At 71.2% G+C, this 17,909-nt stretch carries 15 protein-coding genes; 11 read left to right on the forward strand and 4 right to left on the reverse strand.

Annotated elements, in window-relative coordinates; translation table 11 throughout:
• Positions 1-97: 97 nt before the first annotated feature.
• Complete coding sequence (locus ACX9TP_RS09220) at positions 98-3,202, reverse strand: FtsK/SpoIIIE family DNA translocase (protein WP_482979363.1); 3,105 nt, start codon at positions 3,200-3,202, stop codon at positions 98-100.
• Positions 3,203-3,452: 250 nt separating this feature from the next.
• Here ACX9TP_RS09220 and ACX9TP_RS09225 point away from each other — a divergent pair, with 250 nt between their 5' ends.
• From ACX9TP_RS09225 to gatB, 4 genes are read left to right on the forward strand one after another with little or no spacing between them, the layout of a single operon-like run.
• Positions 3,453-3,788 carry a TFIIB-type zinc ribbon-containing protein gene (locus ACX9TP_RS09225; RefSeq protein ID WP_482979364.1) on the forward strand — a complete coding sequence of 112 codons (336 nt, stop codon included), beginning with the start codon at positions 3,453-3,455 and terminating at the stop codon, positions 3,786-3,788.
• Positions 3,789-3,808: 20 nt separating this feature from the next.
• Entirely contained in the window at positions 3,809-4,096 is a 288-nt protein-coding gene (gatC, locus tag ACX9TP_RS09230; RefSeq protein WP_482979365.1) for an Asp-tRNA(Asn)/Glu-tRNA(Gln) amidotransferase subunit GatC, read from the forward strand.
• 18 nt (positions 4,097-4,114) lie between these two features.
• Complete coding sequence (gatA, locus tag ACX9TP_RS09235; RefSeq protein ID WP_482979366.1) at positions 4,115-5,575, forward strand: Asp-tRNA(Asn)/Glu-tRNA(Gln) amidotransferase subunit GatA; 1,461 nt, start codon at positions 4,115-4,117, stop codon at positions 5,573-5,575.
• A gap of 34 nt (positions 5,576-5,609) precedes the next feature.
• Positions 5,610-7,049, forward strand: coding sequence for an Asp-tRNA(Asn)/Glu-tRNA(Gln) amidotransferase subunit GatB (gatB, locus tag ACX9TP_RS09240; protein ID WP_482979367.1), 1,440 nt, complete (start codon positions 5,610-5,612; stop codon positions 7,047-7,049).
• Here gatB and ACX9TP_RS09245 read toward each other — a convergent pair.
• Both ACX9TP_RS09245 and ACX9TP_RS09250 read right to left on the reverse strand, forming a co-directional pair.
• The gene (locus ACX9TP_RS09245) at positions 7,046-8,104 is read right to left on the reverse strand and encodes a carbon-nitrogen hydrolase family protein (protein ID WP_482979368.1); all 1,059 of its coding nucleotides are present in this window, start codon (positions 8,102-8,104) and stop codon (positions 7,046-7,048) included. The two genes, gatB and ACX9TP_RS09245, sit on opposite strands and share 4 nt — an antisense overlap.
• 26 nt (positions 8,105-8,130) lie before the next feature.
• Positions 8,131-9,093, reverse strand: a complete 963-nt coding sequence (locus tag ACX9TP_RS09250; protein WP_482979369.1) for an isopenicillin N synthase family dioxygenase — start codon at positions 9,091-9,093, stop codon at positions 8,131-8,133.
• Positions 9,094-9,268: 175 nt separating this feature from the next.
• Between ACX9TP_RS09250 and ACX9TP_RS09255 the strand changes: the two genes are divergently transcribed.
• Complete coding sequence (locus ACX9TP_RS09255) at positions 9,269-11,635, forward strand: serine/threonine-protein kinase (RefSeq protein ID WP_482979370.1); 2,367 nt, start codon at positions 9,269-9,271, stop codon at positions 11,633-11,635.
• A 50-nt stretch (positions 11,636-11,685) separates the two neighbouring features.
• Here the strand turns inward: ACX9TP_RS09255 and ACX9TP_RS09260 are convergent, their stop codons facing one another.
• Complete coding sequence (locus ACX9TP_RS09260; RefSeq protein WP_482979371.1) at positions 11,686-12,036, reverse strand: hypothetical protein; 351 nt, start codon at positions 12,034-12,036, stop codon at positions 11,686-11,688.
• A gap of 257 nt (positions 12,037-12,293) precedes the next feature.
• On the opposite strand from ACX9TP_RS09260, the gene rplU reads away from it, so the two are divergent.
• The 6 genes from rplU to ACX9TP_RS09290 all read left to right on the forward strand — a co-directional run bounded on the left by rplU (position 12,294) and on the right by ACX9TP_RS09290 (position 17,816).
• Positions 12,294-12,602: a 50S ribosomal protein L21 gene (gene rplU, locus ACX9TP_RS09265; protein ID WP_163996081.1), complete on the forward strand. Its 309-nt coding sequence runs from the start codon at positions 12,294-12,296 to the stop codon at positions 12,600-12,602.
• 38 nt (positions 12,603-12,640) lie between these two features.
• Positions 12,641-12,913, forward strand: coding sequence for a 50S ribosomal protein L27 (rpmA, locus tag ACX9TP_RS09270; RefSeq protein ID WP_163996080.1), 273 nt, complete (start codon positions 12,641-12,643; stop codon positions 12,911-12,913).
• 125 nt (positions 12,914-13,038) lie between these two features.
• The gene (gene obgE, locus ACX9TP_RS09275) at positions 13,039-14,463 is read left to right on the forward strand and encodes a GTPase ObgE (RefSeq protein WP_482979372.1); all 1,425 of its coding nucleotides are present in this window, start codon (positions 13,039-13,041) and stop codon (positions 14,461-14,463) included.
• Between the two features lie 4 nt (positions 14,464-14,467).
• Complete coding sequence (locus tag ACX9TP_RS09280; RefSeq protein ID WP_482979373.1) at positions 14,468-15,145, forward strand: TrmH family RNA methyltransferase; 678 nt, start codon at positions 14,468-14,470, stop codon at positions 15,143-15,145.
• Between the two features lie 78 nt (positions 15,146-15,223).
• Complete coding sequence (locus ACX9TP_RS09285; RefSeq protein ID WP_482979374.1) at positions 15,224-16,114, forward strand: LolA family protein; 891 nt, start codon at positions 15,224-15,226, stop codon at positions 16,112-16,114.
• A gap of 43 nt (positions 16,115-16,157) precedes the next feature.
• A complete protein-coding gene (locus tag ACX9TP_RS09290) occupies positions 16,158-17,816 on the forward strand; it encodes a hypothetical protein (RefSeq protein ID WP_482982138.1) in 1,659 nt (552 codons plus the stop codon).
• Positions 17,817-17,909: the final 93 nt, after the last annotated feature.

Below are 17,909 nucleotides of genomic sequence, written 5' to 3' on the forward strand. Positions count from 1 at the left end.
GCCCGGGTGGAAACCCCGAACGCCCCCGTGAGCAACAACCGCCCTGGCCGTGGCGCCCGTTCCCCCGGGCGCGACGGCCGCTCGGGCCGCTTGTTCGCTACATGGCCCCGGCGCCGGGCATGTCGCCCACGCCGCGGATGAGCACCTCGCGGGGCTTGGCGCCGTCCGCCGCGCCCACCACGCCGTCGCGCTCCATGCGCTCAATCATGCGAGCAGCGCGGTTGTAACCGATGCGCATCTTGCGCTGGAGCATGGAGATGGAGACGGCCCGCATCTCGCTGACCGTCGCGAGCGCCTGGTCGTACAGCTCGTCGGACAGCTCGTCCTCCTCGCCGCCGCCGCCTTCGCCCTCCTCGTCGCGCGGCTTGAGGATGGACTCGTCGTAGACGGGCTTGCCCTGGGCCTTGAGGTGGTCCACCGCGCGCTTGATTTCGTTCTCCGACACGAAGGCGCCGTGCACGCGCTGCAGGTGCGCGCTGGTGGGCGGCATGATGAGCATGTCGCCCATGCCCAGCAGGGCCTCGGCGCCCACCGTGCCCAGAATCGTCATCGAGTCCGGCTTCGAGCGCAGCATGAAGCTGACGCGCGTGGGGAAGTTGGCCTTGATGACGCCGGTGACGACGTCCGTGGACGGACGCTGCGTCGCCACCATCAGGTGGATGCCGGACGCGCGCGCCATCTGCGCCAGGCGGGCCACGTACGTCTCCACCTCGCGGCTGGCCACCATCATCAGGTCCGCCAGCTCGTCGATGATGACCACGATGTACGGCAGCTTGGTGCGCTGCTTCTTCTCCGCCTTCTCCTCGGCGGCGGCCTCCAGGGCGGCGTCCTCGCCATCCTCCGGCTCGGCCTCCACCTCGGGCACCTCGGCGGACGCCTCGGACACCACCGCCTCGCGCATGTCCTCGTCATCGTCGCGGGGCGCGGCCACGCCCATGCCCTCGCTGCCCGTGGCGGGCGCGTCCAGCACGAGCACGTTCTTGGGCTTGGACTTCTTCTTCGGGGCGGGCTCGGCGGCCGCGTCCTTCACCTCGGTGGCGGTGCTCTCCACCAGCTTGTTGTAGCCGCCGATGTTGCGCACGCCGGCCTCGGACAAGAGCTGGTAGCGGCGCTCCATCTCCTCCACGGCCCAGCGCAGCGCGAGCGCCGCCTTCTTCGGGTCCGTCACCACCGGCAGGAGCAGGTGGGGGATGCCCTCGTAGACGGACAGCTCCAGCATCTTCGGGTCCACCATGATGAAGCGGACCTCCTCGGGCGTGGCCTTGAGGAGGATGCTCATGATCATGGAGTTCACGGCCACCGACTTGCCGGAGCCCGTGGTACCGGCGATGAGCAGGTGCGGCGCCTTGGCCAGGTCGAGGACGTACGGCATGCCCTCGATGTCCTTGCCCACGCACATGGTCAGCTTGCTCGCGCCCTTGTTGAACGCGTCCTGCTCGGCAATCTCCTTGAGGTAGACCGTCTCACGGTCCTTGTTCGGCACCTCGATGCCCACCACGCCCTTGCCGGGGATGGGGGCGACGATGCGCACGCGCATGGCCTCCATCGCCATGGCGAGGTCGTCCGCGAGCGCGGCAATCTTGCTCACCTTGATGCCGGGCCCCGGGAGGAACTCGTACATGGTGACGACGGGGCCGGGGCGGATTTCCACCACCTCGCCGACGATGCCGAAGTCCGCCAGCTTCGCGCGCAGCTTCTCCGCGGTGATGAGGAAGGCGTCCTTGTCCAGCGCGGAGCGCTCCTGCTTGTCGCACTCGAGCACGTCCAGCGGCGGCAGGGAGAAGCTCTTGCGGTCTCCGACGAACTCGAACTGGTCCTGGCTCTTCTTCGCGGTGGGCTTGGGCGGGGCCTTGGGCTCCACGATGAGCGGCATGCGCGCGGCCAGCGCGGCCGGGGGCGCCGGGACGATGGCGGCCGGAGCCGCCGGAGCCGCGGCGGGCTGCACCGGAGTCGCGGCGAGGGGAGGCACCACCGCCGGAGCGACGGGCTCGGCGTCCTGGGCCTGCGCGGCGGCCAGGGCCTGCGCGGACACGGGCGGCGTGGACGGCTGCGGGCCGGTGACGATGTTGGGCGTCTTGCGGCCGCGGCGCGGGGGCTCGGCGTTCTCCGCGAGGGCGGGCACCGGACGGGGCTCGGGCGCGAGGAACGACGCGGCCCAGGCCGGGTCCGCGCCGGGCCCCAGGCGCTTCTCGGCGCGCGTGGGCGGCTTCTCGGTGACGGCGGTGAGGGACACCGGCGGGAGCGACTCGTCCTCCTCCTCGCCGCGCACGGGGTTCTTCGCCGCCAGCTGCTTCTCCAGCTTCTCGCGCTCGCGGGTCTCCTTGAGGGCCAGCTTCGCGGCGGCGGCCTGCTCCTTCTCGTTCTGCCGGGCCAGGCGCACGGCCTCCTCCGCCATGGCCTCCGCCTCGGCGGCCTCGGCCTCGGCGGCCAGCCGCTCGGCCTCGGCGAGCTCCTCTTCATCCGACTCGAGCTGCGCGAGGAAGGCGGCCTCCTCTTCCTTCTCCTGCGCGGCGCGCTCCTGGCGCTCCTTGTAGGCGACCTTCTGCGCCTCCCAGAAGACGAGGAAGGACTCGCGCATGCGGTTGCCCAGCACGCACATGCCGGCCCACGCCAGCGAGCACAGCTTGAGGAAGGTGTACTGCGTGCCGACGATGAGCGCGGCGGCGCTGATGGCCGTCACGAGGATGACGGTGCCGACGGTGGAGAACAGCCCCTCCATCACCCCGCCCAGGCCCGCGCCCAGCGCGCCACCCGGAGGATGCGCCCAGCCCTTGTCACCCGCGAAGATGAGCTGCGCCAGCACGGACACGCTGGCCGTCAGCATCACCAGGCTGATGATTTGCGGCGCCCGCTTGCGGTCCCTGCTGCCCACGAACAGCACCATGGCCGCGTAGATGCCACCCGCGGGAATCAGGTAGGCGCACACGCCCAGCATCCCCCGCAGCGACTCCGCGATGAGGTGCCCCATGGGCCCCACCGCGTTGCGGAAGCCCGGACCCACCCTGTCCCTCGCATCGAATGTGGCCACCGCCAGCAGGGACAACAGCGAGGCGGCCAGGATGAAGACACCGGTGATGGCCCGCCCGGCGACACTGCCGCCCGAGCCAGCCTTCATCCGCTTGTCCGCAAGCTGCCTGCGCCGCGTCGCGATTTCCTGCCGGGACAGGACCGCCTTCTCCGCCCGACCCTTCTTCGCCGTCATGACCCTCTTCCCTCTGCGCGTCTCAGTCGCGTAGCGGGCTGTAGCAATGCCCGTCGCGAGTGTAGGGAGGGAGGGGGGGCGGTCAATTTTCCAGCAGTCCGCCAGCCGTCGTGAGAGGGGAGCGGAAGACAGCGGACGGGACGCCTACATTTCGGCTGCGCCCCTCCACGGAGGGGGTATGTTGCCGCCATCAACGCCGCCCGGACGCGACGCGTCGCGGGACGGTTGGACTTCGCCCAAGGAGCACCCCATGGCTGACGCCCGAACCGACAAGCCGTCTTCCACCGAGGAGGAGTATTTCGCCCGGGAGGAGATTGAGAAGAAGCGCAAGCTGGCCATCCAGCAGGCCGCGGAGACCGCGGCGAAGCAGCGCGAGGACCTCAAGCAGCTGCACTACATGAAGTGCCCCAAGTGCGGCATGGACCTGCACACGCTGAAGCAGGGCAACGTCGAAATCGACACCTGCTTCAACTGCCACGGCGTCTTCCTGGACGCGGGCGAGCTGGACCAGCTCATCAACCGCCACGGCCACGAGGGCAGCGGCAAGGTGATGGGCGCCATCCTCAACCTGTTCAAGAACAAGTAGCCCCTGCGAGGCACGCGTCCATGGCCCTCACGCTCGAGCAGGTGCGCCACGTGGCCACGCTGGCGCGGCTGGCGCTGACTCCGGAGGAGGAGCAGCGCTTCACCACGCAGCTGTCCGCCGTGCTGGACGCGGTGGCGCAGCTCCAGTCGCTCGACGTGGAGGCCGTGGAGCCCACGTCTCACGCCACGCTCGCGGCCTCGCTCCTGCGCGAGGACGTGACGCGGCCGTCGCTGCCGCCGGAGAAGTCCCTGGCCAACGCGCCGGCGAAGTCGGGCACCAGCTTCGCCGTGCCCAAAATCATCGAATAGCCCGGAGGCTCCACGTCAATGCAGCTCACGGACCTCACGATGCTGGAGCTGGCGGCGAAGCTGGCCGAGCGGGCGGTCTCCTCCGAGGAGGCCACCCGCGCGTGCCTGGAGCGCATCCGCCAGGTGGACCCGAAGGTGCGCGCCTTCCTGCGCGTGGATGAGGACGGCGCCCTCGCCGCCGCCCGCGCCAGCGACGCGCGCCGCAAGGCCGGCAGCCCCGCCAGCGCCCTGGACGGCGTGCCGCTGGGGCTCAAGGACATCTTCCTCACGGAAGGCGTGGAGACCACGGCGGGCTCGCGCATCCTGGAGGGCTTCGTCCCGCCCTATGACGCCACGGTGGTGCGCCTGTTGAAGGACGCGGGCCTGCCGCTGGTGGGCAAGCTGAACATGGACGAGTTCGCGATGGGCTCGTCCAACGAGTCCAGCGCGTACTTCCCCAGCCACAACCCCTGGGATTTGTCCCGCACGCCGGGCGGCTCGTCGGGCGGCTCGGCCGCGGCGGTGGCGGCGCGCGAGGTGTTCGGCGCGCTGGGCACGGACACCGGCGGCTCCATCCGCCAGCCCGCGGCCTTCACCAACACCGTGGGCCTCAAGCCCACCTACGGCCGCGTGTCGCGCTACGGCGTCATCGCCTACGCCTCGTCGCTGGACCAGCCGGGCCCCATGGCGCGCACGGTGGCGGACACGGCGGCGCTCCTCCAGGTGATTGCCCGGCATGACTCGCAGGACTCCACCTCGGCCGCCGTGGAGACGCCGGACTACTCGGCGGACCTGGAGGCCGGGGTGCGCGGCCTGAAGCTGGGCGTGCCGCGCGAGTACTTCATCGACGGCATGGACCCGGAGGTGGAGGCCTCCATCCGCGAGTCCCTGCGCGAGTACGAGCGGCTGGGCGCGACGCTGGTGGACGTGTCGCTGCCCCATACGAAGTACGCGCTGGCCACGTACTACCTCCTCGCCTCGTCGGAGGCGTCCAGCAACCTGGCCCGCTATGACGGCATCCGCTACGGCCAGCGGGCGAAGGACGCGCGCGGCCTCAAGGAGCTGTACGCCCAGACGCGCGAGCGGGGCTTCGGGTCGGAGGTGAAGCGCCGCATCATGCTGGGCACGTACGCGCTGTCCGCCGGCTACTACGACGCCTACTACCTGCGCGCGCAGAAGGTCCGCACCCTCATCCGCGAGGACTTCACGAAGGCGTTCCAGCAGGTGGACGCGGTGCTGTCGCCCACGTCTCCGGTGCCGGCCTTCAAGCTGGGCGAGAAGGCGGACGACCCGCTGTCCATGTACCTCATGGACGTCTTCACGCTGCCGTGCAACCTGGCGGGCCTGCCGGGCCTGGCCGTGCCGTGCGGCTTCACGAAGGCGGGCCTGCCGGTGGGCTTGCAGATTCTGGGGCGGCCGTTCGACGAGGCCCGCCTGCTGCGCATCGCCCGCGCCTTCGAGCGCGAGCACGACTTCTTCCGCCGCCCGGCGCCCCTGTAGGGCACGCCGGGCCGAACGCCCTGGTGACACCGCCATGCCCGTGAGCGATTTCCAGCCCGTCATCGGCCTCGAGGTCCACGCGCAGCTCCTCACGCAGTCGAAGATTTTCTGCGGCTGCTCCACCGCGTTCGGCGCCGAGCCCAACCGCAACACCTGCCCGGTGTGCCTGGGCATGCCGGGCGTGCTGCCGGTGCTCAACCAGCGCGTGGTGGAGTTCGCCGTGCGCACCGGCCTCGCGCTGGAGTGCACCGTCAAGAAGACGAGCGTGTGGAGCCGGAAGAACTACTTCTATCCGGACCTGCCGAAGGGCTACCAGATTACGCAGTACGATTTGCCCATCTGCGAGCACGGCCGGCTCGTCATCGACACGCCGCAGGGTGAGAAGGTCATCCGCGTGCGCCGCATCCACATGGAGGAGGACGCGGGGAAGAACGTCCACGACGCGGGCGGGGGCCAGAGCCTGGTGGACCTGAACCGCGCGGGCGTGCCGCTGCTCGAAATCGTCAGCGAGCCGGACCTGCGCGACGCGGACGAGGCGGTGGAGTACCTCAAGGCGCTGCGCGACGTGCTCGTGTACCTGGGCGTCAACGACGGCAACCTGGAGGAGGGCAGCTTCCGCTGCGACGCCAACGTGTCGGTGATGCCGAAGGGCTCGTCCACCTACGGCCAGCGCTGCGAGCTGAAGAACCTCAACTCGTTCCGCTTCCTCAAGCAGGCGGTGGAGTACGAGATTTCGCGGCAGGTGGACGTCATCGAGTCCGGCGGGAAGGTGAGCCAGGAGACGCGCCTGTGGGACGTGAACAAGGGCGTCACCCGCTCCATGCGCAGCAAGGAGGAGGCGCACGACTACCGGTACTTCCCGGAACCGGACCTGGCGCCGCTGCACGTGAGCGACGCGGCCATCGACGCCGCGGCGAAGGCGCTGCCGGAGCTGCCCCGCGCGAAGCTGACGCGCTTCACCAGCCAGTACGGACTGCCCGCCTACGACGCGCGCATCCTCACCGCCGAGCGCCCGCTGGCGGACTTCTTCGAGGCGTGCGCGGCGCACTACGCGGACGGCAAGAAGCTCTCCAACTGGTTCCTGGGCGAGCTGATGCGCCTGCTGAAGGAGGAGGGCACGCCGCTGTCCGCGCTGCGCTTCACCCCGGTGCAGCTGGCCGAGCTGCTGGGCGCGGTGGACAAGGGCACGGTGTCCGCGAATGCGGGCAAGGACGTGCTCGGGGAGATGTTCCGCACGGGCAAGTCGCCCTCGGACATCATCGCGGAGAAGGGCCTGGCGCAGGTGAGCGACACGGGCGCGATTGAAGCGGTGGTGGACGACATCCTCGCGAAGAACGCGGGCGAGGTGGAGAAGTACCGCGCCGGCAAGAAGCAGGTGTTCGGCTTCTTCGTGGGACAGGTGATGAAGGCGATGAAGGGCAAGGGCAACCCCGCCCTCGTGAACGACTTGCTGAAGAAGAAGCTCGGCGACTAACCGCGCGCGGGCAGGGGCACGGTGACGTGGAGCACGTCCTCGTCCCGGGGCGTCGCGGACTGGGCGAGCACGCGCACCTCGCCCGGCGCGGGGCGCTCCAGGATGAGCGAGGGCGCTTCGAAGGTGTTGTCGAGGAAGCCGCCCACGAGCTGCGGATTCACGGCGTAGCGCACGCGGGTGAGGGCGCGCAGCTGGGTGTAGAGCCCCTCGTTGAACCACTGCTCGCGGCGGAGCTGGGACTCACCCGCGCCCGTGTCGTTGAAGGCCCACGGGGCGTCCCACGGCCAGGCGTTGGCGGACGGCTGGGCGATGACGTCCACCCCCAGCGCGTCCAGGTACTGCGCGCAGGGGACGAAGTACGGCTCCTTCGCGGTGTGGGGCTCGCGGAAGCCGTCGTAGCAGACGAGCGTGCCCAGCCGGCCGAAGGGCGTCTGGAGCACGGGCAGGTCCTCGGGCCGTCCCGGGCTGAGGTGCAGCACGTCCTCCTGCGTGGGCACCAGGTTCACCTTGCGCGTTACCGCCACGCAGCGGCCTTCAGGTGAGAACGTGTAGCTGGTGTTGTACGTGCGCGCGCCGTCCGGCTCGAAGTCCCGTGTGTCCGGGCCCAGGCGGTTGGCCGGTAGCAGTGCGCTGCCCGCCACCACCCACAGGCCGAAGTCCTTCGCGATGCCAGAGAAGGTCTCCCACATGGCGCGGTGCACGCGCGGCGCCACCGCGGCGTAGAGGCACTCCTCCATCGTCGGGGGGCGGAGGCGGCGCCACGTGCTCCACATGGCCCACCACTCGGCGAGCGCCATGCGCGTCATGGCGGCGTTCGTGGTGCGGCAGCGGCGCACGCGGGGCAGGTGCCCCATCAGTCCCAGCGCGGCGCCCACCATCTCCGGCCACACCGCGAGGGCGGGGTGGAGCGGCTGCCCGTTGGCGTCCCTCGCGCGCAGGGCATCCACGCGCGCGGCCAATGCGCGGTGCTTCGCGGCGAAGGACCCGGGCGAGGCGTAGTCCTCCAGCGCGACGCGCGGCTGGACGGCGAAGAGCTCGACGTGGGATGCGGTCACGGGCCTGTCCATGGCGGAGGGGCGCGCTACTTCAACAGCCCAATCTCCCGCAGGCGCTGCTTGAGGAACGCATCCGCGGTGATGGGTGCATGGCGTGCCGGGTTGTCCGGCGTCTGCGTGCACGGCAGCGGCTGTAGCACACAGTCCGCGTACGGGTGCACGAAGAAGGGCATCGAGTAGCGCACCGTGTCCTCGGCCGTGCTGCGCGGATTCACCACCCGGTGCGTGGTGGCGGGGATGACGTTGTTCGTCACGCGGCTGAGCATGTCGCCCGAGTCCACGACAATCTGCCCGCGCAGCGTGTCCACCGGCAGCCACTCGCCGTCACGCGTGAGCAGCTCCAGGCCGCCCGCGGTGCCCTCGCAGAGCAGGGTGATGAGGTTGATGTCCTCGTGCTCGGCGGCGCGCACCCCGCCGGGGATGAAGCGCTCCTTCAGCGGCGGGTAGTGGATGAGCCGCAGCACCGAGTTGCCGTCCGTGGCCATGTCGCGGAACGTGTCGCGCTCCACGCCGAAGTACTCGGCCAGCGCCTGGAGCATCACCCCCGCCGCGCCGTCCAGCGCGGAGAAGAGCGACAGCGTGTGCTCGCGGAAGGTGGACACCTCCTCCGGCCACACATTGGCGCCGTAGACGTCGTGGTAGCGGTGGCCTCGCGGCAGCTCGCGGCCCACGTGCCAGAACTCCTTCAGGTCGCCCACCTTGCGGTTCTTGGCGTGCTCCTGGCCATAGCCGATGTAGCCGCGCTGGCCGCCGCGCTCCGTGTCCGCGTAGCGGGCCTTCACCGCCTCGGGGAGGCCGAAGAAGCGCTCCACGTCCGAGTAGGTGCGGCGGATGAGCCCGTCGTCGACGCCGTGGCCCTCCACGGTGACGAACCCGAACTCCTTGAGGCCATCGCCGAACACCTGCACGAAGCGGGCGCGCTCCCGGGGCGTGCCGGTGCGGTAGTGGGAGAGGTCGACGGTGGGGATGCGACGTGCGGTGGAAGACATGGGGGCGCACTCTATCCAGCTGATGAATTCTCGGCAGGAGAGGCGTCTTGCGCGGGACGCTTGCCTGAGACCCCGGCGCCGGTTGGCTCGGTACTACGAGACATCCGCCTTTACCGACAGTGGATGCGTGAGTTCCCCGGTGTCCAAGCTGTGCAGGCAGGCCGGGGGGAGCGGTATGGCCGAGGTGAGCAGCGGTGGGGAGTGTGAGGCGTGCGGCCGGTGGCATGGGGCGGAGGCACCTTGCTCGACGCTCGTGCGCGCCGACGCGGAGGGCGGGGGGACGCCCCGGAACCGGTGTGCCCCGACGGGCGAGGAGGTGGACCCGCTGGTGGGGCAGCGCTTCGGCAGCTTCCGCCTGGTGCGCCGCCTGGGCCGGGGCGGCATGGGGGCGGTGTACCTGGGCGAGCACGTGTCGATTGGCAGCAAGGTGGCGGTGAAGGTGCTGCACGACCACCTGGCCATGTACCCGGAGCTGGTTCAGCGCTTCCACGCGGAGGCGCGGGCCGTGAATCTCATCGGCCACGAGAACATCGTCAGCATCTTCGACCTGAACGCCGCGCCGCCGCGCCCGTACCTCATCATGGAGTACCTGGACGGTGCGCCCCTGTCCGCGTGGGTGGGCACGCCGCTGCCGGCCGCGGCGGTGGTGTCCGTGCTGGTGCAGGTGTGTGACGCGCTCCAGGCCGCGCACGCGCGAGGCATCGTCCACCGCGACCTCAAGCCGGACAACGTCTTCCTCGTGCGTCGCGGGCGTGGCTCGCCCTTCGTCAAGGTGCTGGACTTCGGCATCGCCAAGCTGCTCGACGCGCAGATGCCGCAGACGCATGCGGGCATCATCGTGGGCACGCCCGAGTACATGGCTCCGGAGCAGTCCGTGGGCCGCCGCCTGGACGGGCGCGCGGACCTGTACGCGGTGGGCGTCATCGCCTACCAGCTCGTCACCGGGCGGCTGCCCTTCAACGACGAGGGCATTGCCGCACAGCTCGTGGCCCACCAGACGCGGGTGCCGCCGCCTCCCCGCTCGGTGCACCCGGGCGTGTCCGCGGCCGTGGAGCGCGTCATCCTGCGCGCCCTCGCCAAGGCGCCCGAGGACCGCTATCCGTCCGCCTCCGCCCTTCGCGCCGCGCTGCAGGGCGCCATCGCCGAAGACGCCCGCGAGGCCGGCGCCATCGCCGCGACACCGCCCGCGCGGGCTCCGACGCCCTCCAGCGGCGCGCGGCGACAGCAGGCGCAGTCCTCTCCGGCCGCGCCGGGGGCGGAAGCGCTGGAGCAGGGGCGGGCCCACGCCTCTCCGGCGGCGGCGGGTTCCGAGCGGCCAGGTCCGGGGCGGGCACACGCCTCTGCGGCCACACCGGATTCCGGGGCACCGGGCCGGGGTGGGGCACACTTCTCTGCGGCCACGCCGGATTCCGGGGCACCGGGCCGGGGCGGGGCACACGCCTCTACGGCCACGCCGGATTCCGGGACACCGGGCCGGGGCGGGGCACGGTCGTCTCCTGCGGCGCCAGGGTCGGAGGCGCCGGAGCGGGCGTCGTCCCCGCCCTCCGCGCCGGTCCCCGGGGGCGGTCAGCGGGGCGCGGACGCGCACCCGTCCGCGCCTCCCGCCCAGGCCGCGACGCCCTCCCGGCCTCGCGCGGTGGAGCTCCCGGTGCAGGTGGTGTTGCGCCAGGGCGAGGCGCCCGCGCGGCTGACGGGCTCGGACCTGTCCCGGGGCGGCCTGTTCCTGCATACCGAGGGCTCGCTGCCGCCCCTGTGCGCCCGGCTGTCGGTGGTGCTGGAGCTGGAGTCCGGACCCCAGTCGGTGCTGTGCGAGGTGGTGCGTCAGGTGCCTCCCGAGCAGGCTCGCGTCTGGGGCATGCCCACCGGCTTCGGCGTCCAGTTCGTGGAGGCCACCGCCGCCCTCAAGGCCGCGGTGGATCAGCTCCTCAAGGGCGAGCCCGTGCGCCGCCCGACGCCCGGGCCCAGGGGGGATGACGCCGAGGCGGCCCGGGTGCTGGAGGCGTGGCGCCAGCGCTCGGCCGGGGACCACTACGCCGTGCTGGGGCTGCCTCCGGACGCGGACATGGAAGCCGTGCGGGCCCGGACGCGCGAGGCCTGGGCCGCCATGGAGTCCTTGCGCCAGCGGCCCCTGTCCCCCTCGCAGCGCGCCCAGCTCGACGCGGTGCGGGTCCGCGTCCGCGAGGCCGGTGACGCGCTCGGCGCCCCCGTGCAGCGGGCCCTGTACGACGCGGAGCGGGGCAACCACGCGGGCGTGGCGCGGTGCCTGGAGGCGGGGCTCTCCGCGGAGCAGCTGGAGTCCCTGCGGCGCGAGTTCCTCGCCCGCCATCCCCAGGCCGCGGGCCCCGCGCGCGTCCACTTCCTCACGGGGGGCGGCCTGGAGCGCGACGGCCAGCTCGCCCGGGCGCTGGAGCACTACGAGCGCGGCCTGGCGCTGGACCCGCTCGAGCCGGGGCTGCTCCAGCGCTACCGGGTGGTCCGCCGGGCCCTGGCGGCCCGGGCCGCCGCTGTGACGCCGAGAAATGACAGGGCCCGGTCCCCTTGAGAGGGAGCCGGGCCCCGAGGCACCGTCGAATCAGCAGACGGCGGCGATGACTACTCGCCGCAGCTCACGCCTTCCGTCTTGTCGGCGCAGGCCTGCAGCTTGGCGATCCAGTCCGACTCCTTGCCCGACTCGCAGTCCGGCATGTCGTTGATGCAGTCGATGGAGTCGTCCAGCTTGTCCTTGTCGCCATCCGAGCAGTTCTCGATGTCCTCCTTGCACTCCTCGATGTCGGAGTCGGAGAACTCGAGCTCGCCCAGCAGGGCCTTGATCTGGTCACAGTCATCGGCCTTGTCGGCCAGGCCCTCATAGGCGTCCGCCGCGTCGTCGCAGTAGTTGCCGCCGCAGCCGGTGCCAAACACGAGAGACGACATGGCCACGAGGCCGATCATGATCTTCTTCATTGTGGATTCCCCCTCGAATAGAGGTTGGTAGAACGGCACCCGTGCTGGCCGCCGTAGGCCCGCTTTCCAGTTAACATTGGTTCGAGGGGGGTGTAAACCACCCGTGGGTGTGAGGGATGATCCTTCATCCGCCTTGACTCCCCAGGGCACATCCCGTAAATCCCGCCGCCTTTGGCGCAATTGGATGGTGGACCCGTCCGAAATGCGCGGTCGATTCCAAGGGTTGACCCAACCCGAAAGCTGACAGGGGTTAGACGATGTACGCAGTCATTCGCACGGGCGGGAAGCAGTACCGCGTCGCCGAGGGCGATGTGCTCCGGATCGAGAAGATCGCGGGAGACATCGGCGCCGAGGTGACCTTCACGGACATCCTCATGCTGGGTGGTACGGACAGCCCCAAGGTGGGCAAGCCGACCGTCTCGGGCGCTCGCGTGGTGGGCAAGGTCCTGGCTCAGGACAAGCACCGCCGCGTCCTCCATTTCCGCAAGGAGAAGGAGGGCTGGACGCGCCGCCGTGGCCATCGTCAGCCGTACACGGAGGTGAAGGTCACCTCCATCGCCGGCTAGTCCGGACGGATTCCCTCAAACTTCAGGAGCAAGGTGTCATGGCCCATAAAAAGGGACAGGGTTCTTCGCGCAACGGGCGTGATTCCAACCCGCAGTATCGTGGTGTGAAGGTGTACGGCGGTGAGACGGTGTCGGCCGGCAGCATCCTGGTTCGCCAGGTGGGCACGGTCATCCACGCCGGCTCCAACGTGAAGCTCGGCCGCGACTTCACCCTCTACTCGGTGGTCGACGGCGTGGTGAAGTACGAGCGCCTGGGCCGCGACAAGAAGAAGGTCTCGGTCTACCCGGCCGCTGCCCAGCCGAGCGCCTGACGGTTCGCCGGCCGCCTGGCCGGCAGCCGTGTGGCACCCACGAGCGGGTCGCTTCTCCAGTCCACGCGCCCTTTTCGGCGGCGGGACGCGAGGGCGGCCCGCTCTGCGTTTTTCCAGGAGTCTTTATGAAGTTCGTCGATGAGGTCCGCATCTTCGTGAAGGGGGGCGATGGCGGTAACGGCTCCGTCTCCTTCCGGCGTGAGAAGTACATCGAGCGGGGCGGCCCCAACGGGGGAGACGGTGGCAATGGTGGCTCCGTCATCTTCGTGGCGGATCCGCAGCTCACCACGCTGCTCGACTACCGCTACCAGCAGCACCACTTCGCGAAGTCCGGCGAGCACGGCATGGGCAACGACTGCAACGGTCGTGGCGCCGAGGACATGATTCTCCGGGTGCCGGTGGGCACGCTGGTGAAGGACGCGGGGACGGAGGAGCTGCTGGTGGACCTGGGCGAGCCCGGGCAGCGCTGGGTGGCGGCGCAGGGCGGCCGGGGCGGCCTGGGCAACATGAACTTCGCCACGTCCACGCGGCAGACGCCGCGCTTCGCGCAGGACGGGACGAAGGGCGAGGAGAAGACGCTGCGGCTGGAGCTGAAGCTGCTGGCGGACGTGGGGCTGCTGGGCTTCCCCAACGCGGGCAAGAGCACCTTCATCTCCCGGGTGAGCCGGGCGCGTCCGAAGATTGCGGACTACCCCTTCACCACGCTGGTCCCCAACCTGGGCATGGTCCAGTACAAGGACGGCCTGTCCTTCGTGATGGCGGACATCCCCGGCATCATCGAGGGCGCCAGCGAGGGCGTGGGCCTGGGGCACCAGTTCCTGCGGCACGTGGAGCGCTGCAAGGTGCTCATCCACCTCATCGACATGGGGGCGCAGGGCGAGGGCCGCGAGCCGCTGCACGACTTCGACATCCTCAACACGGAGCTGGCGAAGTACAGCCAGGAGCTGTCGTCCAAGCCGCAGGTGGTGGCCGCCAACAAGCTGGACCTGCCCGACGCGCAGGAGAAGCTGGCCGCCTTCACCGAGGCCCTGCGCGCGCGCGGCGTCCGCGTCTACCCCGTGTCCTGCGTCACCGGCGAGGGCATGCAGGCGCTGATGGACTCCGTGGCGGAGGTGCTCTTCACCGGTCGCACGGAGAAGCTGCACGTGGAGAAGCCCGTTCGGGCCGCGCCGGCGCGCAAGGGCGCGTCCGTGGCGAAGGCGGCTCCGGCGCGAGAGGCCGCCGCGAAGAAGGCCCCGGCGAAGAAGGCCGCTGCTCCGGCGAAGAAGGCCCCGGCGAAGAAGGCCGCTGCTGCGGTGAAGAGGGCCCCGGCGAAGAAGGCCGCTGCTGCGGTGAAGAAGGCCCCGGCGCGCAAGGCCGCGGGCTCCGCCGCGAAGAAGGCTGCATCCGCGAAGAAGGCGGCTCCGGCGAAGAAGGCCGCGGTGAAGAAGATGGCCGCGCGCAAGGCTCCCGCGAAGCGCGGGGCGGTGGCGAAGAAGCGGCCGGCCGCGAAGCCGGTCCGGACCGCGAAGAAGGCACCGGCGCGCAAGCCCGGCGGCAGGAGGTCCTGAGGCAATGTCCGGCGGCGGTGCTGGTTACGAGCGCTTCGAGAAGGAGCAGTACGAGCCAGAGCAGTTCCTGCTCGATGCGCGCAAGGAGAAGATCGACAGGGTCATCAGCCAGCGCACGCGCAACTTCACCGTCGTCCTGGACCGGCTGGAGGACAGCTTCAACATGGCCGCGGTGCTGCGCACCTGCGAGTCCTTCGGCGTCCAGGAGGTGCACGTCGTCATCAACCCCGAGGCCCCCTTCGTCCCCAACTCGAAGGTGGCCCAGGGGTGTGACAAGTGGCTGGACGTGAAGCTCTACAAGAGCTTCGCCGAGTGCCGCGAGCACCTGAAGTCGCGCGGCTTCCTCCTCTACGCCTCCGCCATCCGCGAGGGCGCCACCAGCCTCTACTCCATGCGCTTCGAGGCGAAGACGGCGCTCGTCTTCGGCAACGAGCGGCGCGGGGTGAGCGAGGAGGTGCTGAACGCCGTGGACGGCACCTTCTGGGTGCCCATGCGGGGCTTCAGCCAGAGCCTCAACATCTCCGCCGCCGCGTCGGCCTGCATCAGCCGGGCGGTCGCCTGGCGGGACGAGCACCTGGGGAGCTCGGGGGATTTGCCTCCCGAGGAGGCCGAGGCCCTTCGCGAGCGCTTCTACGTGCTGTCCATCAAACAGAGGAAGCGCATCTTCAAGACGCAGCCATGAATGCCGTGCCCCTCTCCCCCGTCGGTATGGGGTAGATGGACGCCGCTGGCCTACACGGCCCGCCTGGAGACGCACGCCATGTTCCTGGAAACCCTGCTCGCCACGCTGCTGTCCGCCGTCACGCCGGCCTCCACTGCGCCGGCCGCTCCCACCGCCAGCGCGGTGAAGCCCGTGGTGGTGGCCCAGGCCACGCCGGCTCCCGCCACCCCGAAGCCCGCGGGTGAGGCGGGCAAGGCGCCCCAGGGGACGAAGGCCGCGGAGACGCCGGCCCCCGCCACCCCTCCGGCGAAGCCCGCCGAGCCCGGCAAGCCCGCGGCCGCTGCGCAGGGCAAGCCCACGGAGGCGGCGCCCGCGAAGCCGGCCCCGGCGATGACGCCGGAGGTGAAGACGCTGGTGGACCGGATGCAGGCCTTCTACGAGAAGACGGGCGACTTCCGCTCCGGCTTCCGGCAGGACTACAAGTACAAGACCTTCCGGCGCACGCAGACGTCCGAGGGCACCGTCACCTACAAGAAGCCGGGCCTGATGCGCTGGGAGTACCAGAAGCCCACCGCGCGCACCTTCGTGCTGGCCGGCAACAAGGTGTACGCGTACGACGCGGCGGCGCAGAGCCTCACGGTGGGCAGCGTGGACACGAGCCAGCTCTCCGCCTCGGTGACGTTCCTCTTCGGCCAGGGGAAGCTGGCGGACGAGTTCGCCATCACCAAGGGCGCGTGCAAGGACTGCAAGGGCACGCTGCTGGTGCTGGACCCGCTGAAGACCGAGCCTCGCTTCCGCCAGGTGCGCCTGGAGGTGGACCCGGCCACGGCGCAGGTGCTCAAGAGCACCGTGGTGGACCCGGACGGCAGCGAGAACACCATCTCCTTCCTGGGCCTGAAGACGAACGTGGGCATCGCCGCGGACAGCTTCAAGCTGGACGTGCCGGACGACACCCGCGTGGACGACTTCACCAAGGGCAAGAAGCAGTAACCTGCGGGACGTGCGCGGCGCGTTCCTCCTCTCGGGTGTGTTGATGCTGGCCGGGTGCCATCGAGGCGCCACGGCCTCCGCCCCCGCGCCTTCCCAGGGCTTCGCGGGGCACACCCTGCCGCTGCTGGCGTCGCCCGCGCTGCGGCTCACCGTGGCGGGGCGGCTGGGCACGCGCGCCGTGCCGGTGGTGCTGGACGTGGCCCGGCCCCTCTCGCTCGTCTCGAAGGGGTGCTTCGAGGGGCCGCTGCCCGCGCCCGAGGGCACGGTGCGCGCGCCGGAGCCCGCGGGCGGCTTCCGCTCCTGGCCGGTGGTGCGGCTGCCTGCCTTCTCCGTGGGCCCGGTGGCATCGCCGATGCGCACCGCGGGCCTGTCCGGCGAGCGGGCCTGCGCGGTGACGCTGGGCGCGGACGTCCTGGAGCCCTACGCGCTCACGGTGGACCCGCTGCGCCGCGAGGTCTCCTTCTCCGCGTCCCGCCCGCGCGAGGCGTATGCCGCGGAGGCCGCCGCGTCCGAGGCCTCGCGCGAGGTGCACGTGGTGGAGCTCAGCCGCGAGCCGCTGGGGGACTGGCCGCTGCTGGCCGCGCGTGTGCGGCAGGGGGAGGCGGACCTGACGGGGCCCTTCGTCCTGGGCTCGCGCGAGCCGTTCTCCCGGCTGGCGGTGGGGCCGGCGGAGGCGCAGGGCCTGCAGCCGCTGGAGACGGCGGCCAACCTGCCGGCGCGCACCTTCGCGGTGGACGCGGTGGAGGTGGCGGATGGCGTGGGGGCCCGCCCGCTGGTGGTGGAGGCGGCGGGGCGATGGGATTCGCCGAGCAGCCTGGGGCGGCTGGGGCCGGACGTCTGGGGCCGCTTCACCGCGACGCTCGACGCGAAGGGTGGGGCGCTGGTGCTGCGCCGGCCGCGCGTGGGGCCGAAGGCGGCACCTTCGGCTCCGGCCGAGCCTCCCGCATCGATTCTGCCCCCGGGCTCGGTTCCTTCCGCGAATGCGCCCGCCGCGCCAGCTCCGGGCTCGGCTCCTTCCGCAGATGCTCCCTCCGCGCTAGCTTCGGGCTCGGCTCCTTCCGCAGCTGCGCCCTCCGCGCCGGCTTCAGCTCCGGGCTCGGTTCCTTCCGCAGTTGCGCCCTCCGCGCCGGCTTCAGCTCCGGCCCCGGCTCCTTCCGCGGCCGTGCCCGTCGCGCCGGCTTCGCCTGCTGTCGAGCGCCAGCAGTGCGCCAGCCCGGGCGGCACCTTCAGCGAAGAGGGCTGCTACGGCCTGCACGTGCGCCGCGAGCCGGACGGCAGCGTGTCCGTCAGTGGCGTCGTCCACCGCGACCTGCCCGAGGGCGGGCGGCTGCACCTGGAGCCCGTGGGCGCGGATGGCCAGCGGTTGGAAACGGGCTGCGGCGTGGGCCTGAGCTTCCCCCCGACCAGCCGGGGACTCACGACGCAGCACCGGCTGCCCTGGGCCTCCCTGGCGCAGGCGCTGCCCGCCTGCCATGCGGCGCTGGCCCCTGCCACAGGCTTCAGGCTGGCCCTGTTCGAGGAGGGCCGCCAGCCCGAGTGCCCCACGGCCTGCGCCTTCGTCACCGAGGCGGCCTCACGCCGCACCGTCTGCGAGTGTCAGCCCACCCCCCTGGGCGAGGGCGTGGGGCTGCCCTCCCGTACGTCGCCCTCGCGAGCGCCGCCCCCCGAGGAGCGCGAGCTGGAGCCCGAGGACCCGAGGTAGCGGACGGCGGCGGGTGGGGTGGGGGGCTGGCGGACTGACGGGGGGCCGTGACAGTCCCACGCCGGTTGCCTGGACAGTCGGCGGGGCCTGCGT

Source organism: Pyxidicoccus sp. M15 (assembly GCF_056858435.1).